The sequence below is a fragment of the Blastococcus sp. CT_GayMR20 genome (assembly GCF_004570345.1).
The window spans coordinates 29,279-46,447 of sequence record NZ_SPQM01000021.1; the positions used below are offsets into that span (position 1 = coordinate 29,279).

The window sequence follows — 17,169 nt, forward strand, 5'->3', positions numbered from 1 at the left end:
TGCTTCCCCCCCGCTTCTTGGCGCACTTCGCGGCTTTCCGCTGGTCCAGCCTCGGCTCGGTGAGCACGTAGTGCAAGCCGATGCATCGCGCTTTCGCTGAATGGACTAGGGCGGAAGCCGGACAGAGCGTCAACCAGAGGGGTAGTCGCTGTGAAGGGGTCCTGGAGACTGTCAGTAGGGGTCACCGCGACGGGTGCGAGAATCTCTCGAACCTCGTCGATATTGAACCGGTACTGACGGCCAGGCGTCCTGCGGTAGGGAATCTTCCCGTTGCGGGCGTACGCCTGAATGCTGGCTGCCGACAGGCCGACTGACGTGGCAACCTCGCTGCTTCGGGCGTTGCGCTCTACCACGAAGGGCACCTCTCAGGATCGCGGCTCAAGGCTCTCGTTAGCTGATCGGACTGAAGCCGCATCCGATCAAGGTCAACTCCCTGGAATCTAGTCCTCTGGGATCTCCGTTGGATCGGCGGATGGGTGTGTGGGGAGCCGCTATGCGACGTCCTGCCTTGCGGCGACGTCCTGCCTTGCGCGGGTAGACGCCACGCTTTGCCTTGATCTAACGGACGGGTGCGTCGGCCGGGGCCACAGGGGACTGGCTTCACGGTGACTATGCGATGCCGGCCCAGACTGTCCGGAGACGTCAGCCGGAGGGGCTTGGCCCCTCCGTCGCCCAGCCGCCCCGATCGGAGACTTCCGAATGAGCCGCGTCGGCTACATCCGTCTTGGGCGGCCGAAAACTCGGCTGCGGCCGCGTCCGCATGGGACCTAAGCAGACGAGTCGCACGCAGGTCTGCCAGGGCGGCGCGTCGGCTACCTGGCCTGCGGGAAACCGCAAACGCGTCTTCGTGTGGGAAGGACATGGGCAGATGGCTCATTCGTCGGTGTTCACGAAGAAGCCGGCACGAGTGGCAAACGGCGAAGAGACTGGCCCACAGCGCGAAACGCAGCAAGCTCCGCAACCCTCTCCTTGCGGCTGATGAATGCCCGATCGCATCGCTCGCTGCCAGCGTCGTTGCGGTCGCAGCCTGAATCCTTGTAGCGCCATCAACAGTCTGCATCACTGGACCTTGACGCAAGATCATCGAAGGTGAGCCGTCAAGACAGACGACCGCAACCACCCGAGGCCGCTCGAAAGTCCACCTCTGAGGGCTGCTCTGGAGCGAGCGACTGGGCGCAGGGCGCGTAGCCAGACCCAGAAGTGCACTATCGCGCGGCATCAACTGCATCACGCCAACCACTCCACTCATCCTCACGGTTCTCACGAGAATGGTCCTCCCCCTAGAGCCTGGAGTCAAGTGCCTTGCTCTCACGGTTCTCACGGAACCTTCCCCTCCCGAGAGGGCCAGCGGGTAGGTGTTCGGCCTCACGGTTTTCACGCCTCGGAGTGGCCGTACGCGCTGTAGATCCGCAGTAACTGTGGGTAACCAAAAGCGGGCGTCGCCGCAAAGAGCACCCGAACTGCACTCGCTCGAGGTCGACCAGGGCTACGGAGCGCAAGCCGCCATACTTCGATCCTGCGACGTCACACGCATCGCTCCGGTGGCGGATACGCTAGGCGCTCCACCTGTCGCTGCTGCCACCGGTCGAGCGAGACCGACGCGGAAATCTGCAACGCACCGACGTCGAAGGCGGTACGCGCGCCCAGGGCCGTCTGCAGGGACACCGACAAGCCGCGAGGGCTCAGTTGGCTTCTGCAGCAAAGGCATCGCTGGGGACTGGCTTCGCCGGGCGACCGGCACGGGCCTAGCAGCACCGGAGACTCCAAGATCACGAGGCATCACAGACCCGTGAATAACGGTGTTGCAGGCGCGCGTCAGCGCGGGGCGGGCGAAGCCCGTCCTCCAGTTCTTCTGCAGTTGAGGGTCAGGCGGCCGGGTCGAGGACCACGGTGTGGCCGAGCTTCTCCAGTTGGGCGACCAGCCGACGGGCGTGCGCCTCGTCGTTGCGGCGGGCCAGCCACTCCGGCCCCAGGTCCTGGTAGGGCTGGTCCCGGGTGAGCATCCAGTAGGCCGAGACCAGGATTGAGTGGCCGACCGCCATCTGGGCCCGGGCCCTGCCGCGGCGGCTGCTCAGCCTCGTGTGCTGGGCGGCCAGGTAGTTGGCGCCCTTCATCCGCCCGACCGAGCCGGCCGCCTCGACCAGCATGGCGGTCAACCACTTGTTGCCGTGCGGCGGCCGCACCGGATACCGCTTGCCCGCGGACTCCCGGGTGCCGGGCGAGACCCCGGCCCAGGACGCCAGATGCTCAGGAGTCGGGAACCGGGTCATGTCCGCGCCGGTCTCGGCGATGATCACCTGCGCAACCTTCTCCCCCACCCCGGGAATGGTCTGCAGCAGTTCGAGCTGGTGCGCCCAGGGCTGGAACGCCGCGGCGATGACGCTGTTGAGCTCGGCCAGCGCCGCCTCGACCGCTGTGATGCGGGCCAGCATGCTGCGCGCCAGCTGGGCGTGGCCGGCGTCGAAGTGCCCGGTCAGCGCCTCGGTCAGCGCCGGGATCTTGCGGCGCATTTTTCCCTTGGCCAGCTCCGCCAGCACCCGCGGATCGTCCTCGCCGCTGATCAGCGCACCGAGCATGGCGCGAGCGGAGACGCTGGTCAGGCTGGCCGCCACCGAGGACAGCTTCACGCTGGCGTCCTCCAGCATCAGCTCCAGCCGGGTGATCTCCCTCGTGCGGTCGCCCATCAACTGGACCCGGTAGCGGGTCAGCATCCGCAGCCGGCGGATGTCCGGCGGCGGCACGAACGACGGGCGCAGCAGCCCGCACTCCAGCAGCTGGACGATCCACTCGGCGTCCTTGACGTCGGTCTTGCGCCGCGAGATCGCCTTGATGTGCGCGGCGTTGACCAACCAGACCTCCATCACCTCCTCCAGGCAGTAGAACGCGCCCTTCCAGTAGGTCGAGGTCGACTCCATCGCCGCGATCGTCACCCCGCGCTCGAGCAGCCAGTCCCGCATCACCTGCAGCGAACGGGTCATCGTCGAGAACGTCCGCGTCTCCGCCCGCCGGCCCCGCGGCCCGGGCGTGCGAACGCACACCGTCAGCGTCGCCTTGCCGATGTCCAGCCCGGCGACCCGCTCGTACCGCACTTCCACTTGAGATCCCTCCTCCGGTCGACAACCTGCAGGGCGTCGTCCGGAGGGTCCTCAACTCATGGACACAGACCCGCGCGCTCACGGCAGCAATCAAGGGCACCCGAGGACCCCGCGCCAAACACCTCAGCGGGCTCTCCCGCACCAGTGACGGACGACGTCGCCGGACGACAAGAGCATTCTCATCGCCAAGGGCTGCGATCAAGATCGCAAAGGATTACACCTCATGCACCCAGGAGTTCCGCAATTCGTGGTGACGAGTTTCTGGAGGTCCGTCTGCAAGGTCGAGGCATGGGAAGCAGCGGAACTTCCGACTACCGGGCTCGGCGCCAGGAGCGCGAGCAGCAGAGGCGCCGTCGAGCCGAATGTGACCGGGTCAAGGAGGGTCGAGCAACGACGCCGGACGCCCAGACCACCGATCGCGGGCGACGGGCCGCGGCAACGACCTGTGGATGGTGCGGTGGGCCTATCACTCCGGGCAGCCGAGGACCGATCCCACAGTGGTGCTCGGCCACATGCCGGCACCGCGCCTGGGAACAGGCACGGGCCGCAGCCTCCGGCCGGGCGGCCGTCCAGATCGTGGAGCGGCGAGTCGAGGTTCCCACACGGTTGCCGCTGACCCGCCGGGACTGGCTCCATGCGCTGCAGAAGCTGACTCAACAGCTCGACGACGGCCGCGTCTACGACCGCGACCTCCCCCGTCTGGCCACTGCCCTCGACGCGGTCCTGGAGGCCTACAACCGCCGGCCCTACGCCCGACTGCGAGCCGCCGACGACCACCGCGCAACCGGGATCCAGCGTTATCCACGTCGATGACCCGCTGCCTGATCAGGGGTGCCATAGCGAACGTCTACTGGAAGGCGCCAGCGCACGGCGCCTTTCCCTCTACACGGCTGGATTGACGTCCTGCAGCACTTCTCCAGTACCGCCATCGCGACCTGGAGGGCCGAAGGAAGCCGCGCCTCCCGGCCGATCCAGACGACCCCACGGCGGAGGGAGCGTGGAGAAGAGCCCGCTACCGCTCCCCCACCGTCCAAGCCTGGGAGCCGCCGGCCGCCGACCTGCAGGACGATGCCGCTGGAGGAGACGCCACGGCAGTTTGGGTGATCGGCGCCGCGCACGCCGACCTCCACCTTCGGACCCTTCTCCAGTAGCCCTGGTCGTAGCGCCGGAGGCCTGTGGATGCAGGTTCGTTACAGCCCGGCGGGCGCAGGCGCCGTCGACCGGACCCAACTGGAGAAACCCTGGAGGCCTGCGCCCCACCCTCACAGCTACCACCTCGCCGCCTCTCAGGCGAGGCAGCGCAACAGCCAAAGGAGCCTCGGTGGATCTGCAGGAGCTGCGCGTCAGCCGGACCGCCGTGGTGACGGTGGCCCAAGCCGCCGAGGTATTGGGCATCGACGTCCGCACCGTTTCTCGGGCGATCGAGAACGGCGAGCTCCCGGCTCTTCGGCTCGGTCGACGAGTACTGGTCCCCCGCCTGCCCCTGCTGGCTGCTCTGGGCGTCAGGGTCGAAGCCGCGCTCACCGAGGTCGACGGCGTCAGCTCAGGCGATCGATGAGCATGCGAGACCACGGGCGCTGGTGGCCGTCGGCAGCAAGTATCACGCCGCGCTCCGCCCGTTCTTCGAGGTCAGCGACGTGCCGGCCGGCATTCAGGTATCGCCCGCCGAAGTCCCCCTTCACGACCGCTGACCATTCCGCGTCATCTTGTTATCGCCGAGGTCCCACCTCACCCGCTGAGGCTCGTGATACTCCGTTTGATACCGCCGAGGGCGGATTCTGGTGTATCTGGGTGCATTCTGGTGTCTAAGCACAATCGCTGCGGGACTCATAAGTGCAGGTCGAAGCGTTGCAACGCATCTGGATGCTTAGCCTGAATCAGGAGTTCAAGTCCCCCCTCGGACACAGCATCGCCCCGGTGTTCCTGCTCGTCAGGACGTCGGGGGGTTTCCGTGTCCAGGCCTCTGATGCCCTCGTGGTACCACGTCGATACTTCCCCGCCGCTCTGGTCAGCCGTCAAGCAACGCGGCGAACCGCTCGGCCGCCTCGCGGCCCATGCCGGGGCGCACGCGCTGGTAGACGGTGAGCGTGATCGTCGCGCTGGCGTGACCGAGGCGCTCGGAGACGACCTTCACCGGCACGCCGTCGGCGAGCAGCAGCGTGGCGTGGGTGTGGCGCCGGCAGCCACTCCTCCCCCAGCGCCTTGCGCGCTCGGGCCAGCTGGGCGGCGAAGTGGCGGGAGAACCGCTCCGGATGCCGATGGCTGCCGTCGAGCTCGCTCAGCACGAGCGCGGAGTCCGGACCAGCTCGAGGGTCTGCAGACCGCGGGCCGCCCGGACGTCGGAGCCCTTCGGCCGCGCCCGTCCTGGGAGCCCGGCTGTCTTCCCGATGTCGGCGGTCAGTCAGTTGCCGGCGGCGCGGTAGGCCTGGATCACCTCGTCCTTGATGCGGCCCCGCAGCGGGACGGTCAGGCCGTTGGCTGCTGCCACGGGCGCACAGCGGCTGTGTCGATGCCGTTGGTACCCGATTTACCGGCCCCCGCAGAGGCGCTGCGACGACCGCTGCGCATCCCTGGGGGCCACCTCGGCCTCGGATTCGCGTGCCGTTGCATGCGGCCATGCGTGCAGCCGACGATCACCTCCGCTCGATCGCAGCGAGAACCAACTCGGCCATGCGCCGCCAGGTCACTGCGTCCATGACTCCGGTGTCGCTCAGCCGTCCGGCGGTGCCGAGGACCAACACAGCCATCTCGTCGTAACCGACGTCGGCGCGGAGCCCACCGTGTTCGCGCGAACGGTCCATCACGGCAGCGACACTTTTCTGCACATCTGACCTCGCTAGCTCTACCTCGTCGTTGATCGGTGCCGCGCGAAGGAGGTCTATGGCGAGCCGGTCACGGCGCAATTGCTCGAATAGATCGAACGTCAAGCAACGGAACGCTTCGACCGGATCGGAAGCGTCGAGTCGACCTGTCGCGAGGTCGCTCCAATCGCGAAGCCATTGGATCGCGACGTCCGCGAGCAGGCCGTCCTTGGTTGGATAGCTTCTGTAGATGGTCGCGAGACCGACATCGGCACGCTCGGCGATGTCGGCGATCGTCGCAGTCATGCCCAGCTCCGCCAACACCTCCCGCGCAGCCGCATCGATCCGAGCGCGATTCCGCAGTGCGTCGGACCTCTTGGCACGACGCTCGAGCGGCTTGCTGGAATCGGCCACGCCTCGACCTTAGAGGTCGCCCGAAGCGCCGCTGTTGCACTGATCATTCCCGGTGTGCAGCGGCGGCAATTCCGAGTGACTGTTCGAAGTGTGCGGATGCGGCCGATCGTGGAGGGGGCCGGCCGGGGAGGCTGAAGCCTCGACGCCGCCGGCGTGCCCGGTGCAACTCACGCCCCTCCAGTAGCTGTATCCCACGTCTCCAGCGGCGGTCGCGCGCTGAGCTTCTGAGGTGAAGTCCACGCACGATCCGCTGAGCCCCCGGCACGATCAGGCTCTCAGGCTGGCTCGTCCCGACCGTGCGCGTGTACGGCGGTGTTCCGGTCCGTCGGGATGCATCTCGACGTCCTCGGCCGGCCCCTATGCGGAATCCGGGATTCCGGATAGGGTTTGGTCCTCGAAACTGAAGACTTCAACTCCATCGGCCGAGCGATGGCCGTCCGACGCCTTCGGGGGGCATCGAGGTGCGGCAACGCGAAGACGCGGGAAATGCGACGAAGCACGTCTCGTTCTGCCGGCTCTGTCAGGCGTCGTGCGGTGTCGTCGTCGACGTCGTGGAGAACCGGGTGGTCAAGGTCGCAGGCGACCGGGACAACCCGCTGTCGGGCGGTTTCACCTGCCCCAAGGGGCGTCACGGAGCTGACTTCCACAACGACGAGCGGCGATTGAGGACGGCGCAACGCCGTCGCCCGGACGGCGGGTTCGACGCCGTCGACGTCGATGACGCGATTGACGAGATCGCCGGCCGACTCCGCAGCATCATCGCCGAGCACGGCGTGGAAGCAGTCGGCGTCTTCCAAGGCACCCAGTCCGCGTTCGCCGCCATAACGCGGCCGTTCCTGCAGGCCTGGACCCGTGCCCTCGGCACGCACAAGCTCTTCTCCACCATGACGATCGACCAATCAGCGAAGTGGATCGTCCCGCTGCGGATGGGCGAATATCTCGGGGGACGTCAACGGTTCGACGACTCTGATGTGTGGATGCTGTCGGGCACGAATCCCCTGGTGTCGCTCAACGCGGGTTATCTCGACGGAGCGCTCGTTCACGATCCCGCTGCTCGACTGCGGTCCGCGCAGAATCGCGGACTCAAGCTCATCGTCATCGATCCACGACGCACCGAAACAGCGGCCAGAGCAGACCTCCACATCCAGCCGGCACCCGGTCACGACGCCCTGGTGTTCGCGGGGCTGCTGAACGTCTTGTTCGGGGAAGACCTCTACGACGCAGAATTCTGCGCCGCCTTCGTCGAAGACCTCGATGAGCTGCGGGCCTTGGTCGCGACCGCGACTCCTGACAATGTGGAACTCCGCGCCGGGATCCCCGCAGAAGAATTGCGCGCCGCAGCAAGAATCTTCGGCCAGGCCGAACGCGGAATGCTCAGTACCGGCACCGGCGTTTGCATGGGCCCGAACTCGAATGTCGCCGAACATCTCGCGACCTGTATCAATGTCGTGTGCGGACGGTACCTACGAGCTGGTGAACCGACCGGGATGCCCTCGATGCTCCAGACCATCGGCATCGCTCGCGCCGAGGTCGCGCCACCCCATCGCACCTGGGAACACGGATTCCGCAGCCGCATCGGAGACGTCGGACTCCTGCACGACGAGTTGCCGTGCGGCATCTTCGCCGAAGAAGTGCTCGAACCCGGCTCCGACCGAGTCCGAGCGCTCATCGTCGTCGGCGCAAACCCTGCTGCCGCGATCCCAGACCGGAAACTCACGGGCCGAGCCCTTGACTCACTGGATCTGTTGGTGACCGTGGACCCTCGAATCTCCGAGACCGGCACGCGTGCGCATTACATCATCGCGCCGACGCTCTGGTTCGAACGGGCAGACCACACCGCTGTGCTCGAGTCGCTCTTTCCGGTCCCCTATGCGCAGTACACGCCGGCCGTCGTCGAGCCGGGCCCTGGAGTGATCGAGGACTGGCAGTTCCTGTACCGCCTGGCCCGTGCATTGGGACTGACACTCGACTTCGCCGGCCGCACCCTGGACATGGTTCACGAACCGACGTCCGACGAGCTGCTCGACATGCTCGCCGCAGCGGGCCGCATCCCCCTCGACGTGGTGCAGCAACACGAACACGGCATGAAGGCCCCACGTTCCGGTGCCACCGTCGCACCCGGTCGCACCGAAGCGACGGCGAAGCTCCAACTCGTGCCCGACGACGTGTCCGACGAATATGCCGCCGCACTCCAGAGGAGCGCACTGGCCGCGCCGACGAAGGACTACCCCCTCGTGCTCGTGGTCCGGCGAATGCGTGAGGTCATGAACTCCTACGGTCGCGACATCACGGGTTTACCGAACCACACCTACAACCCGGCCCACATCAACCCGGACGACATGGCCGCCCTAGGACTCAGCGACCTGCAGATCATCACTGTGCGCTCGCCGCACGGCGCGATCCAAGCGGTGGCGCACGGCGATGCGAAGGTACGTTCGGGAGTTCTGTCCATGACGCACTGTTGGGGCGGCCCCGCTGAAGCCGACTCCGATCCGACAGACGGTGGCAGCAACGTCAACCATCTGCTGACAACATCCACCGATTTCGAAGCGATCAACCGGATGCCCACGATGTCCGCAGTCCGCGTGTCGGTATCCGCCACGGCCTCGGAACCGTGAACGTCGTCGCTTCGGACTCCGCGCGGTTCGGGGCGCATCGGGGCGGTCCCGTGCTTCACATGTTGCGTGACTCGTCGCAGGCGAGGACCGCAACCATGGCCGAAGGTCTGCTCCGTCCGCGCCACTGTCCTCGACGTGCACACCTTCTTCGATGATGCGCACGTGCATGCGGCGCTCATCATCGACTCGTAGGTCTCGGACACAGAACGGAAGCCCCACGGTGGTCGGTCGTGGGGCTTCGTCGTCCCCCGGCCGGCGCCAGTGAGTGCAGCCTGCTCGCCCGATCAGGTCAGGAGTGCCGCGAGCGAGGCATCCGAAGCGTTGAGTGCCGCGCGGTCGTAGGTGGCGCCGCTGGCGAGCAGTTCGTCCGCCCCGGTGCGATCGGCAAGCTGCTCGAGCCGGCGACCCACCGAAGCCGGCCCACCGGCCGTGACCGCCTCGAGGCCCCGCGCCACCCGATCGGCGTCCCGATCGTCCCAGCGCTGGTCGCGGATCGACGCGACCGGCTCGAGGGGGCCGAAGACGCCGGTGCGCCTCGAGCGGACCATCGCCCACACATCCGACAGGGCCAGCTCGCGAGCCTCCGCATCAGTGTCGGCCACCAGCACGTCGAGCGAGACGGTGACGTAGGGACGGCTGTCACGGTGCGACCGGAAGTCGCGGCGGTAGGTGGCAAGCAGCTCACCGAGCTCCGGCCGCGAGAGGACCGGACCACCGAGCACGACCGGCAGCCCCAGCCGGGCAGCGACCTCGATCCCGCGTCCGGTGGCGAGCACGAAGATCGGGAGAGGGTCCTCCACCACCGGGCGCGCGGTGACCGGCGAGGTGCGCTCGAGGTAGCTCCGAACCTCGACGATGTCGTCGACGAACGAATCGTGCTCGTCGTCAGGACGGCGCAGCGCGCGGCGCACGGGTGCGGTGAAGCCGCCGGAACGGCCCAGTCCGATGTCGACCCGGCCCGGATGGAGAGCCGCCAGCATCAGGAACTGCTCTGCCACGACGAGTGGCTGGTGATTGGGCAGCATCACGCCCCCCGATCCGAGCCGGATCGACGCCGTGCGCGCCCCGATCGCCGCAAGCAGTACCGCCGGCGCCCCGGACGCGATGCCCGGGACGCCGTGGTGCTCCGCGACCCAGAACCGGGAGTAACCCAGCCGCTCTGCCGCGACCGCCCGCTCCACGGTGTGCGTCAGAGCGGCCCCCTCTCGGTGGCCGGCGCGGGTGCGGGATCGGTCGAGCAGCGAGAACCGCACACCGCCAGCCAACCGGCAACGCCCCGGCGGGCTTCCGATCCCGGGCAGGCACCATCCTCGGGCGCCACCCTGGCCGGCCTATGAGCTTCAGCCCGTGAGGCGCCGCACCGCCGTGACCGGCTTCTGCGCGCACCAGCGGGCGACCCGCAGGCCCAGGCGCCAGAGGTCGGCCCACTCGGGGGGCGGGGCGCCCCCGGGACGAGCCGCCCGGGGTACGGGCTGGGCGGTCTCGGGCAGCCGCGACACCAGCAGGTCAGCCGGGGACTTCCGTCCTCCGCGCCGGAGCGAGTCGAACGATGGGATGGACGGCGCGAGCGGCGACTCCTCGTCGTCGGGAACGCCGTCGTCCATGTCATCTGACGCTAGTCGCTGGCACCCGGCAGGGCTCACCCGCCTGCCGAGCCGAGGCGAAGGGACTGGCGTCGGCAGCATCGGTGCCCAGGTTCTGGCTCCTACCGCGATCCTCCCCACCAGAACGGTGGTGCACGAACGGCCGGCTCCAGGCCACACCGCACAGGCGTGTGCGTATGCAGCGTCTCGCCCCCCGGGCACTCTCACGTGGGCGATAGGCCCCGCAAGGGACCTCCAGGATCCCGGCGTCTCCACCGGTCCATCCACGGGTGACCACGCCGGGCCTGGTCAGGTGGTTCGCCGGCGCACCTCCGCCGCGGCAGACGGTGCCAGGCGGCGTATCGAAGCCCTGTGCACATGTGGTCAACGGCATCGAATCCCCGTAACCGGCGCGGATCGCGGGGCGTCGGGATCCACACGTGGGCGTAGCGGTCCGCGTGGCCGGTCTCGGACCGGCCGTGGCGCCTGGCTGGGCGGCGGCGTAGCGTCGGGAACGGCTGATCCGGGTGATGCCCCGCCCGCTCCTCGACCTCGTCGCTGCGCCTCTCCGGCCGGCCACCGCCGCAGCGCTTCCAGAGGAGGCGACACCGCGTGACCACTGCGGCCGCCTGCAACCAACACCAGTCCGCCGACCACCAGCACACCCACGGCGAGGGCTGCGGCCACGAGACCGTGCAGCACGGAGACCACGTCGACTACGTCCACGACGGGCACCGGCACGCCGGCCACGAGGGCCACTACGACGAGCACGGCGACACGGACTGACACAGGTCCGGCGGACGGACCGATCCGGGCTTCGTCCGGTGCCTGTCGTCGAACGTCGACGTACCTGGGCCGACTACGTGACCCAGCGCTCGCTCGCTGGCGCTTGGCCTCAGCGGTACCCCACCACCCTGGTCGCCGGGGCGCCGGTGCCGGCCAACGCGGAGATCGGCGACCGCAGCTACGAACCCACCGATCCTGCGGCGCGATCTCTGCTGACCACCGAGGCGGAGGGGCAGGGGGCGCTCATCGCAGTGCTCGAACGACGGCGAGAGGAGCCGGTCCAGCGACTGCGCGAGCCGTGGTGACCACCCCAGCGGGGTGTCAGGGCCCGATCGCGCCGCAGACGATCCGGGCGCCGGCGTCTCCGCCGCTCCGGGTCTCCTCGTCCGGTCCCCCGGGGGCGTAGCGCGAGGGGATGTGCCCCATGTTGTCCGGCGCCTCGCCGATGATCAGCGACGTCCCGTCGCCGTCGAGCAGATCCTCGACCTTCGGCACGGCCACCAGTGAGCTTCCCGCGCCGACGCCGTGCTCCGTCATCAGCAGGGGCGGCAGGTCGCCGGCATGCTGGCCGTGAGAGGCGTCGGCGCTGCCGAGATGGGGTCCTGCGGAGAGGAAGTCGCCGCTCCGGGAGGGCTCGTCCGGGTCAGGGCTGTCTGCCTCGCAGAGACCGATCTCGTGCAGATGCACGCCGTGGAACCCCGGGGGCAGGCCGTTCACCTCGACGCGCACCTCGATCCCGCTGCGCGTATCGGTGAACGTCGCGTGTCCCACGACGCTGCCCGCGGGATCGGCCATCTCCGTGGACACCTCGCCCACGCTGATCGGCTGCGACTCCTCGACCTCCGGGCTGGGGGCGCTTCCCCCCTGGTCTGCATCACCACCGCCCGCGCAGGCCGTGAGGGCCAGCATCAGTGCCACGGGCCCTGGGGCGAGCTTCCGGCGCATCTGGGATCTCCTCGGTCGGGCGAGGTCATGCCGGGCGGAGCCGCCCGCGCCCTCGGCGACCAGGTGCCCTCGGCGACCAGGTGCCCTGGCCGCCGCAGTACCCCGGCGCGTCGGCGTCAGTGACGGCGCTCAGATCAGCAGCCGGAACAGGGCGAACGAGCGCTCCCAGTGCCCGGTGTTCGGGCTGCCCACCTCCGGGTCGACGATCCGGAAGGACCTGGCCAGCCCGATACCGAGACCGCCGAACACCTCGGTGAGGACGTCCTCGGTCTCCTCGCCGAACGTCACGTCGTCCGGGGGACGGCGCAGCGTCTGACCGATCCAGTCGCGCATGTCGCCGGCCGACTCGAGCTTGCCGAACTCGCGCATGCGCTCCTGCAGGCCCTTCGTGATCGGCAGGTCCTGCGGGGCGATGACGTCCCGATCGTTCCAGCGGGCGCTGTCGCGCCCGGCGGTCGCGAGGTCGTCGATCTTCTCGTCCACGAACGCCCGGAAGCGGTCGATGTCCGACTTGTCGACGTCGACGTCCCCGGCCTCGCGGAAGAACCGCTTCACCTCGGGTACACCGGCCATGAGCCCCCCTCCGGCTCGTTCCTGTCCTGCTCATCGGTTTCTGCGTGGGCGCGTCACCGCGTCCGGGCCGGTACTCGTGCACCAAGCGAACCCCCCACGGAGCGCCCGCCCGACCGGTTGTGCCTGCGTCGCCTTCCCGACGCCGGCCGGCATGTGTCTGTTGTCGTGGTTCTCCCGTCCTACGGACAAGACCGTCCACCACCCGGCTTGCTCGGCGGTCCGGGGACCTGTGTCAATCACAGCCAGTGAGCGCCTTCGGGAACATCGGCAGACCTACCCATCCCTGGTCGCGCCGGCTGCGCGGTCGACGGGCCTGCTGCGGGCCCGGCGCAGAACCTGGTCGCCTGCCTACCGTGGGATGCGTGGAGAGCGCTGGACTGGGTGACGACGTCGTGCCGGCCCAGATGCTGATCGTCCCCGGCCTGGGGCCGCTGTTGGTCCTGGCCGTCGTCGGCTGGCCGGACTCCATCACCATGCTGACGGTCGAGCCCGGTCTGGGCGCCGCGGCCAAGCACTCCCACGTCGGCTCGGCCTGCGGGACGACCTCGGCGGCGTCCATCCCTTCCGGCAGGGCGGCGGCAGCGGCGGCGGACCCTTCGGGCGGATGATCTTCAGCACCACGTTCGGGGAGCCGGTGCCGGACGGGGCTCGGGCCCTGCATCTCTACGGCCTGCCTGGGCGGAGCGTGTTCACGCACACAGGTGCGGACCCCCTGCCGCCGCACGCCACCATCGCGCTCGATTGAGCCACCCGCCTCATGCAGCCCCCGCCGGCCGAGGGGGGTGTTCAGGTCGATGGAGCTCGGCCTGTTCGTCGGTCCGGGTCAGCGCGTCGGGCAGGGCACGCGAACCAGTTCGAGCTGCGGCGGGCCCTCGTCGTCGGCTCGCGGCCGGTCCTAGAGGACGTCCAGCGGGACCTTGCCGAACGGCGGGGGGAAGATCCGGTCGAGCTGGTCCAGCTCACCCTGGCTAAAGCCGATCTCCAGCGCCGCGCGGTTCTCGATGACGTGCGCGCGGGTCGAGGCCTTGGCGACGGCGAACACGTCGGGCAGCCGCAGCACCCAGGCGATCGCCAGCTGGGCCGGGGTGACCACCTTCTCCGCTGCCAGGTCGCGGACGGCCCGGTGCTCAAGGAGCCGGCCGTGGTCGACGGGCGAGTAGGCCATCAGGGGCATGCGCCTAGCGCGGCACCAGGGGATCAGGTCGTACTCGGGACCGCGACGGGCGAGGTTGTAGAGCACCTGGTCGGTCTGCACCCGGTCGCCGCCGGGAAGCCCGACCAGCTGGTCGAGGTCGGGGACGTCGAAGTTGCTCACGCCCCAGGAGCGGATGAGCCCGCGGAAGACCAGCTCCTCGAAGGCCTCGGCGGTCTCCTCGACCGGCACCCGGCCGCGCCAGTGCAGCAGGTACAGGTCCAGGCGGTCGGTGCCCAGTCGGCGCAAGCTCCTCTGGCAGGCGTCCACCGTGCCCTGGCGCGTGGCGTGGTGCGGCAGCACCTTGCTGACCAGGAAGACGTCATCGCGCCGGCCGGCGATCGCCCGGCCGACGAGCTCCTCGGCGGCGCCGTCGCCGTACATCTCGGCGGTGTCGATCAGCGTCATGCCGATGTCGATGCCCGTGCGAAGAGCGTCCAGCTGGATGTCGTGCCCGTCGGGGTCCTCACCCAGGTACCAGGTGCCCATGCCGAGGGCCGGGGCAGTGGGGCCGTCGGGCAGGGTGACGGCGCGCATCGTGGGTGCGGTCATGCGGGGGCTCCTCCCACTGGCAGTCCTGCCGATTTCGGCCGGCAGGCGGCGCCGCCGCGACCGCCGGGCTCTACCGTCGGGACGTGATTCCCGTCGGCCTGGTCGGCGCGGGCACCCGAGCGGCCGAGGTGTACGCCCCGGCGCTCGAGACCTGCCCCGAGGTGGATTTCGTGGCGGTGTGGGCGCGCTCGGCCGAACCCGTCCGGCGGCTCGCCGAGCGGCACGGTGCAGTGCCGTGCCCGCGGTTCGAGGACCTGCTCGAGCGATGCAGCGCGGTGGTCTTCGCGGTGCCGCCGCCCGTCCAGGTGGACTACGCCACGAGTGCCATGCGGCATGGCTGCGCGGTGTTGCTGGAGAAGCCCATCGGCGGCGACGTCTCCGGCGCCGAGCAGCTGACCTCGGTCGCCCTCCGCGAGAAGGTTCCGACGACGGTCGCGCTGGCCTGGCGTCACACGGAGGACGTCCGCCGCTTCCTGGCGACCGACGCCCCCGACGTCGATCCGGTCGGCGGCGTCGGGCGTGTGCTGTCCGGCACGCCCGACGGCGGGGCTTCGGCGCCGCCGTGGCGCAGGGCCCGTGGGGTGCTGCGCACCTACGCCGCCGACCTGTTGGACCTCCTGGAGGCGGCGCTGGGGCCGGTCGTGGGCATGCACGCCCACGGGGATCCGCGCACCTGGGTCGGCATGTCCCTCGATCACTCGGTGGGGCGGTTCTCCGAGGCGTCGCTCTACGGCGGGCGCCCACCGGGCACCGATGTCGCCGTCGTCGAGATCAGCGGCCCGCGGGGGACGGCGGGTGTCGAGGCGCTGGCCGGTCTGGGCCCCAGCGCCTACCAGCGGATGGTGGCCGAGTTCGCGGGTGTCGTGGCCGACGGCCGACCGCACGGCCTCGGCATCGAGCACGGTCTGCACCTGCAGCGGTTGGTCGAGTCGGCGGAGACCGACCTGGTCCTGCACGGCTGACGCGGCGGTGCTCAAGACCCCTGACCGCCGTCGCGCGGTCGGAGCAGGCTGACCAGCGTCGCCGTCCCGGACTCGTCGGTGACCTTGAGCGCGGCGCCCTGAGGGTTCTGGTCGACCACCAGCTCGCGCGGGTGGTCGACCAGGTGGCGCAGTACGACCCGGGTCGCGCTGGTCCGTCCCGCCGACGGCGACCAGCACGTCGTCCTCGTGGTCGTAGGTGACGTGGTCGAACGGCAGCCGCTCCACCATCGAGTTTCGCCGACCTCGGGCCCGAGCACCTCGGTGGTCACGTCGTAGCCTGCGCACTCGGCGCTCGGCCGATCCGTCAGCCTGGTCCACTCGGCGCGCTGTTCGGGCGAGGTCACGACCACGAAAGCCCCTGTGACGTCGGGTCGGGCCGCATGGGCTGAGCGGATCCCCGCGCTGTTCCCCGGAGCCAGGATCACCAACCACCGACGTCCGGTTTTCGGTCGAGCCTCCATCCGCCCCGGCGGAGTGGGCCGCGTGACTCGACCGCCGGGCCATCGGACCAGCCGGGGAGGCCGCACCTCCGGGACGTCCGCGGTGCGGGCGGACCCGCGTCACCCCGGCCGAGGCGTGGCGTCGGCGGGTGCGGGCACGGTGACGTCGTCGACGAAGCAGTACCCCCAGGTCTCCTCCGGCTCGGCGGAGGCGACGAGCGGGTGGTCCTCGATGTGGGCGTGCTCGCGGGCATGCCGGTTCGGGGAGTCGTCGCAGCACCCGACGTGTCCGCAGCTCAGGCAGATCCGCAGGTGCACCCAGTCCGCGCCGGCCCGCAGACAGGCGACGCAGCCGGTTGCCCTGGCGAGCACCGGCCGTGACGCGTCCTCGTGCTCGCACCGGCCGGTGTCGGGCCAGGGATAGCGGACCACCCGGGCGGTGTCCACGACCGACCGGTGCCGGGCGGGAGCCGGCTCGCTGTGGCCGAGCACGGCCAGCACCGCCTGCGTCAGGACCTGTGCCGAGACGTGCCGGGGGTCCACGACGTGGTCGGCTCCGGCCTCGGCCAACCGGGCGACGTCCGCCTCGCCCAGAGGCCGGGTGACGATCGGTACCGACGTGAGCGCGCGGGCGGCGCCGATCACCCGGAACGCCTGCTCGTGGCCGTCCTCGGCCACCACGACCAGCCGCGCCGTCGGCACTCCCGCCGCCCGGAGGATCGCCGCCTTCGTCGGGTCGCCGCGGACCACCTCGAGCCCGGCGGTCTCGGCCTCGGCCGCGCCGTCCGGGTTCAGCGTGATCATGACCACCGGGACGCCACGCTGCCGCAGCGTCTCGGCGAGGTCGAGTGCCGTGGGCCCCCAGCCGATGATCACCACCTGGTTGCGGAACGGTGCGTCATGGTCGACCACCTCCCCCTCGGCGGCCGGACCCGCAGGGGCCGTGCCGCTGCCCGGACGGTCCACCCGCGCCGCCGCCGCGGCCAGCGCCGGGCTGCCGAGCATGAGCAGCACGGTCGTGGCGACCACCAGCTGCGATCCGTCCTCGGGGCGGCCCAGCGGGGCGAGCCCCGCGGCGGTGCCCACCGTGAGCAGGACGAAGGAGAACTCGCCGATCTGCGCCAGCAGCAGGCCTGTGGCCGCCGCCGTCCGGGCGGGCACGCGGGCCGCCGCGGCGGCCGCCCCAG

The 17,169-nt window shown here is 69.8% G+C and carries 18 protein-coding genes; 8 read left to right on the top strand and 10 right to left on the bottom strand.

The genetic code is table 11. The features are described 5' to 3' along the window. Positions 1-1,865: 1,865 nt before the first annotated feature. Entirely contained in the window at positions 1,866-3,095 is a 1,230-nt protein-coding gene (locus tag E4P40_RS07795) for an IS110 family transposase (protein ID WP_135158208.1), read from the bottom strand. A gap of 606 nt (positions 3,096-3,701) precedes the next feature. Here E4P40_RS07795 and E4P40_RS07800 point away from each other — a divergent pair. Both E4P40_RS07800 and E4P40_RS07805 read left to right on the top strand, forming a co-directional pair. Further along, complete coding sequence (locus E4P40_RS07800) at positions 3,702-3,908, top strand: hypothetical protein (protein WP_245160198.1); 207 nt, start codon at positions 3,702-3,704, stop codon at positions 3,906-3,908. 508 nt (positions 3,909-4,416) lie between these two features. Next, positions 4,417-4,653 carry a helix-turn-helix domain-containing protein gene (locus E4P40_RS07805; RefSeq protein ID WP_135158209.1) on the top strand — a complete coding sequence of 79 codons (237 nt, stop codon included), beginning with the start codon at positions 4,417-4,419 and terminating at the stop codon, positions 4,651-4,653. Between the two features lie 450 nt (positions 4,654-5,103). Here E4P40_RS07805 and E4P40_RS29310 read toward each other — a convergent pair whose 3' ends face one another. Continuing rightward, the gene (locus E4P40_RS29310; RefSeq protein WP_135158210.1) at positions 5,104-5,355 is read right to left on the bottom strand and encodes a tyrosine-type recombinase/integrase; all 252 of its coding nucleotides are present in this window, start codon (positions 5,353-5,355) and stop codon (positions 5,104-5,106) included. 373 nt (positions 5,356-5,728) lie between these two features. After that, complete coding sequence (locus tag E4P40_RS07820) at positions 5,729-6,310, bottom strand: TetR/AcrR family transcriptional regulator (RefSeq protein WP_135158211.1); 582 nt, start codon at positions 6,308-6,310, stop codon at positions 5,729-5,731. 461 nt (positions 6,311-6,771) lie between these two features. Between E4P40_RS07820 and E4P40_RS07825 the strand changes: the two genes are divergently transcribed. Beyond that, complete coding sequence (locus E4P40_RS07825) at positions 6,772-8,928, top strand: molybdopterin-dependent oxidoreductase (RefSeq protein WP_135158212.1); 2,157 nt, start codon at positions 6,772-6,774, stop codon at positions 8,926-8,928. Between the two features lie 284 nt (positions 8,929-9,212). On the opposite strand, the gene E4P40_RS07830 is transcribed toward E4P40_RS07825, so the two are convergent. After that, on the bottom strand, positions 9,213-10,181 hold the full coding sequence (locus E4P40_RS07830; RefSeq protein WP_135158213.1) for an MsnO8 family LLM class oxidoreductase: 969 nt from the start codon (positions 10,179-10,181) through the stop codon (positions 9,213-9,215). Positions 10,182-10,268: 87 nt separating this feature from the next. Beyond that, positions 10,269-10,532, bottom strand: a complete 264-nt coding sequence (locus E4P40_RS07835) for a hypothetical protein (RefSeq protein ID WP_135158214.1) — start codon at positions 10,530-10,532, stop codon at positions 10,269-10,271. A gap of 591 nt (positions 10,533-11,123) precedes the next feature. On the opposite strand from E4P40_RS07835, the gene E4P40_RS07840 reads away from it, so the two are divergent. Continuing rightward, entirely contained in the window at positions 11,124-11,297 is a 174-nt protein-coding gene (locus E4P40_RS07840) for a zinc transporter permease (RefSeq protein ID WP_135158215.1), read from the top strand. Positions 11,298-11,374: 77 nt separating this feature from the next. Continuing rightward, positions 11,375-11,602, top strand: a complete 228-nt coding sequence (locus tag E4P40_RS07845; protein WP_135158216.1) for a hypothetical protein — start codon at positions 11,375-11,377, stop codon at positions 11,600-11,602. Positions 11,603-11,618: 16 nt separating this feature from the next. Here the strand turns inward: E4P40_RS07845 and E4P40_RS07850 are convergent, their stop codons facing one another. Together E4P40_RS07850 and E4P40_RS07855 are read right to left on the bottom strand one after the other, a co-directional pair. Further along, entirely contained in the window at positions 11,619-12,242 is a 624-nt protein-coding gene (locus E4P40_RS07850; protein WP_135158217.1) for a superoxide dismutase family protein, read from the bottom strand. A 129-nt stretch (positions 12,243-12,371) separates the two neighbouring features. Beyond that, on the bottom strand, positions 12,372-12,815 hold the full coding sequence (locus tag E4P40_RS07855; protein WP_135158218.1) for a DUF1931 family protein: 444 nt from the start codon (positions 12,813-12,815) through the stop codon (positions 12,372-12,374). Positions 12,816-13,177: 362 nt separating this feature from the next. Between E4P40_RS07855 and E4P40_RS07860 the strand changes: the two genes are divergently transcribed. Both E4P40_RS07860 and E4P40_RS27975 read left to right on the top strand, forming a co-directional pair. Continuing rightward, positions 13,178-13,423 (top strand): hypothetical protein, encoded by a 246-nt coding sequence (locus E4P40_RS07860; RefSeq protein ID WP_135158219.1) that lies wholly within the window; start codon positions 13,178-13,180, stop codon positions 13,421-13,423. Then, positions 13,420-13,560, top strand: coding sequence for a hypothetical protein (locus E4P40_RS27975; protein ID WP_167762150.1), 141 nt, complete (start codon positions 13,420-13,422; stop codon positions 13,558-13,560). The genes E4P40_RS07860 and E4P40_RS27975 overlap by 4 nt, the downstream gene beginning before the upstream one ends. A 150-nt stretch (positions 13,561-13,710) precedes the next feature. Here E4P40_RS27975 and E4P40_RS07865 read toward each other — a convergent pair whose 3' ends face one another. Then, positions 13,711-14,559, bottom strand: coding sequence for an aldo/keto reductase (locus tag E4P40_RS07865; protein WP_135158220.1), 849 nt, complete (start codon positions 14,557-14,559; stop codon positions 13,711-13,713). 83 nt (positions 14,560-14,642) lie between these two features. Here E4P40_RS07865 and E4P40_RS07870 point away from each other — a divergent pair, with 83 nt between their 5' ends. Next, a complete protein-coding gene (locus E4P40_RS07870; protein ID WP_135158221.1) occupies positions 14,643-15,521 on the top strand; it encodes a Gfo/Idh/MocA family oxidoreductase in 879 nt (292 codons plus the stop codon). 11 nt (positions 15,522-15,532) lie between these two features. Here the strand turns inward: E4P40_RS07870 and E4P40_RS07875 are convergent, their stop codons facing one another. Together E4P40_RS07875 and E4P40_RS28860 are read right to left on the bottom strand one after the other, a co-directional pair. Continuing rightward, the gene (locus tag E4P40_RS07875; RefSeq protein ID WP_135158222.1) at positions 15,533-15,811 is read right to left on the bottom strand and encodes a hypothetical protein; all 279 of its coding nucleotides are present in this window, start codon (positions 15,809-15,811) and stop codon (positions 15,533-15,535) included. A 291-nt stretch (positions 15,812-16,102) separates the two neighbouring features. Next, positions 16,103-17,169, bottom strand: a 1,067-nt coding sequence (locus E4P40_RS28860; protein WP_245160200.1) for an NAD-binding protein, incomplete at its 5' end; no start/stop codon positions are given.